We start from the raw sequence: 2265 nt of genomic DNA, 5'->3' as shown, positions 1-2265 counted from the left end.
TTCATCATCAGGACTGTGGTGATGGCCATATCTGAGTAGTAGAGCGGTCGTCCACGCCGTTCAGTAGTGTTTTTTTCCGTCCATGCAGCAATGGCTGATTCATCTAGCCATACGGTTAGAGAACCGCGCTGCTTTAGGGCCTCGTTATAAGAGGGCCAGTTGGTGATTTTAAAATTTTGTTTTGCCATGGAGACCTGATTTTGAAACAACTGTGGTGATCTGCTCCGGTGATTACCCAAAAGTTCTATTTATTCAACAAAGCCATTGGGTGGAGCGGACAATTCAAATGGTGAATTACCGTCTTATATCACTGGCGCTGACAGCCTTATGGCTACAACCCTCAACCAGACTCACCCATTATTAACTATTCCTTTTAATGTAGACATTGATTTTACCATTCTGGCAGATCACTGTGAGCATTTTTCAGATGCCATGCTTGAATGTGATGATACTGCGCAGAGGCTGGCACTGTGTGGGCGACTTGCCACCTGTCTTAGGTTGTTGAAATCCAAGATGAATGTAACCATTCCGCCGCATCTTGTCGATAGCCTTGTCGTTGATGTGCTCCCTGCCGTTCCTCCGGGCTTTGAGCCAGATTCTGAATCTCTCTGTCAATATTGCCGAACTTTAGTGCAACTGCTCACCGAGCAGAAGTTATCTTCCGAAACGACTCCGGTTGTCATTGAGCTATTAGCTGAGTTGGTTTGGTTTTTTGGGTCGTGTATTCAATGGCTTTGTTGAATAATAGGTAATCATGCTGTTTTTCCGTGCCAGTTTTGGTTGAAAATGCTTGTCATCTCAGGTGTACACTTTTCTCATGAGGCCTAACTGCATGATTTTACGTTGCGAGGATCCGTCGTTTCACTGGGCTGCCAGCATAAAATCTATTTATTCAACAAAGCCGCAATAGTGATATCAGGATCGCCCGTTTCGCGCAGAGCAAAGGCTCCTACGGGAATACCAGATGCCGGTGACGCGATGTTCTGCTCTGTCAATGGTGCCAGATTGGCAACGTTCTGGCACGATGCACCATCATTAATCGGCGCAGCGCAGGCAACCTGCAAAAGGTCACGGGCCGCTAGGTATTGTCCACTATGCCACTGCGCTTTGGCCGCTTCGGTGCACAGTTTTGCCGAGACACCGCTGCTGCATAGCGCTGCCATCGTATCGGTATATTCCTGCGCCGGTGCCGCCGGGATGCCCGTCACGACTGCGAACAACGACTGACCCTGCTTTTCCGCAGAGGCACGCGTTTCCCAACTGCTTCACGCTGAATCAATGTGATCTTCGCACAGTTGCTTTAACTGTGCAGTATCAATCTCATACATCATTTTTTTGCAGGCACGTAGATCGTTCCAACAGGTTTTACCCACTTCTGTTTTCGGCTGCGGCAGGTTGGACAGGCAGGGTTGCTCCTCCTTGAGCACATAATTGAATTTGAACATCGGATCGGTTATGGTTTTACCGTCAGCAGACACTTCCATGGTGGAGTCTACCAATTCCGCCAACGTGGCCTGTTTGAGTTTACTTCCTTCTAAACGGTCAATGATGTTACGTGGTATCGGTAGCAAACGATTGTTGTAGCAGCTCGTAATTTAACACACGAATCTGGCTTCTTGGTTCTTTATAAATACCACAGGTCAATCCAGAAACCGGATCGGCCAAAGCGTGAAATGACAGAGAGGTCAATAGCAAAAGGAACAACGCACGGACGTGCGTTAAAAAAGGCGTGGTTCACTCCATTGATAAGAATACACTTCACCTGATAACTTCAGGCAACGTGATAATTATAAAAGCATTATTTCCCAGGAACGAACGTTTTCTCTCTGAAACGCCGTTAGTAGATTTTGCTTTTTATTATTTATCTCTGCCGCGCACTTCAGTATTCCTCCTCCGGTAGTCGCCACATTAGGTCGCACGAAAAAAGTCACCTCGCAAGCAATCGCTTTTCTTTACAAAATAGGGTCGTGTATTCAATGAGTTGATGTAGCATCAAACGTAGTACTCGCGTTCGATTTAAGTACCGATGATCCTATCGTGCATTTCGGATGATTTTGAATATCCGAGCCTCTTCCGATTGAGCCGTTGCAATCGGTTACGCAGTGTCAGATGTGCACGCTCAATACGCTGTGTATACAGCTTGCTAACAATGTGTTTTACTTTTGGAAGTTCGTCGTTGTAAGCCCTGTAACCATCCGTGTTTGCATGACTGACGACGGTAACGCTGATGGCCACTTTTGCCATAACCGTGTTTTTTCACAGGAG

The 2265-nt window shown here is 46.7% G+C and carries 6 protein-coding genes; 2 read left to right on the top strand and 4 right to left on the bottom strand.

Annotated features, from left to right (window positions below):
- The coding region (locus tag QZ506_RS16905; RefSeq protein WP_291972659.1) for a transposase at positions 1-188 on the bottom strand (188 nt) is incomplete at its 3' end.
- Positions 189-211: 23 nt separating this feature from the next.
- Between QZ506_RS16905 and QZ506_RS16900 the strand changes: the two genes are divergently transcribed.
- Both QZ506_RS16900 and QZ506_RS16895 read left to right on the top strand, forming a co-directional pair.
- Positions 212-364: a hypothetical protein gene (locus QZ506_RS16900; RefSeq protein WP_291972657.1), complete on the top strand. Its 153-nt coding sequence runs from the start codon at positions 212-214 to the stop codon at positions 362-364.
- A complete protein-coding gene (locus QZ506_RS16895; RefSeq protein ID WP_291972655.1) occupies positions 328-741 on the top strand; it encodes a hypothetical protein in 414 nt (137 codons plus the stop codon). Before QZ506_RS16900 ends, QZ506_RS16895 begins: the two co-directional genes overlap by 37 nt.
- A gap of 143 nt (positions 742-884) precedes the next feature.
- Here QZ506_RS16895 and QZ506_RS16890 read toward each other — a convergent pair whose 3' ends face one another.
- From QZ506_RS16890 to QZ506_RS16880, 3 genes are all read right to left on the bottom strand, one after another.
- Entirely contained in the window at positions 885-1220 is a 336-nt protein-coding gene (locus QZ506_RS16890) for a hypothetical protein (protein ID WP_291972653.1), read from the bottom strand.
- A gap of 45 nt (positions 1221-1265) precedes the next feature.
- Positions 1266-1571: a hypothetical protein gene (locus QZ506_RS16885; RefSeq protein ID WP_291972651.1), complete on the bottom strand. Its 306-nt coding sequence runs from the start codon at positions 1569-1571 to the stop codon at positions 1266-1268.
- A 445-nt stretch (positions 1572-2016) separates the two neighbouring features.
- Positions 2017-2244, bottom strand: coding sequence for an IS1 family transposase (locus tag QZ506_RS16880; protein WP_291972649.1), 228 nt, complete (start codon positions 2242-2244; stop codon positions 2017-2019).
- Positions 2245-2265 lie beyond the last annotated feature (21 nt).

The sequence above is a fragment of the Candidatus Symbiopectobacterium sp. genome (assembly GCF_020054415.1).
GTDB lineage: Bacteria > Pseudomonadota > Gammaproteobacteria > Enterobacterales > Enterobacteriaceae > Symbiopectobacterium.
The sequence above is the reverse complement of the archived record's forward strand: the minus strand, read 5'-3'. Positions and strand labels throughout refer to the sequence as shown.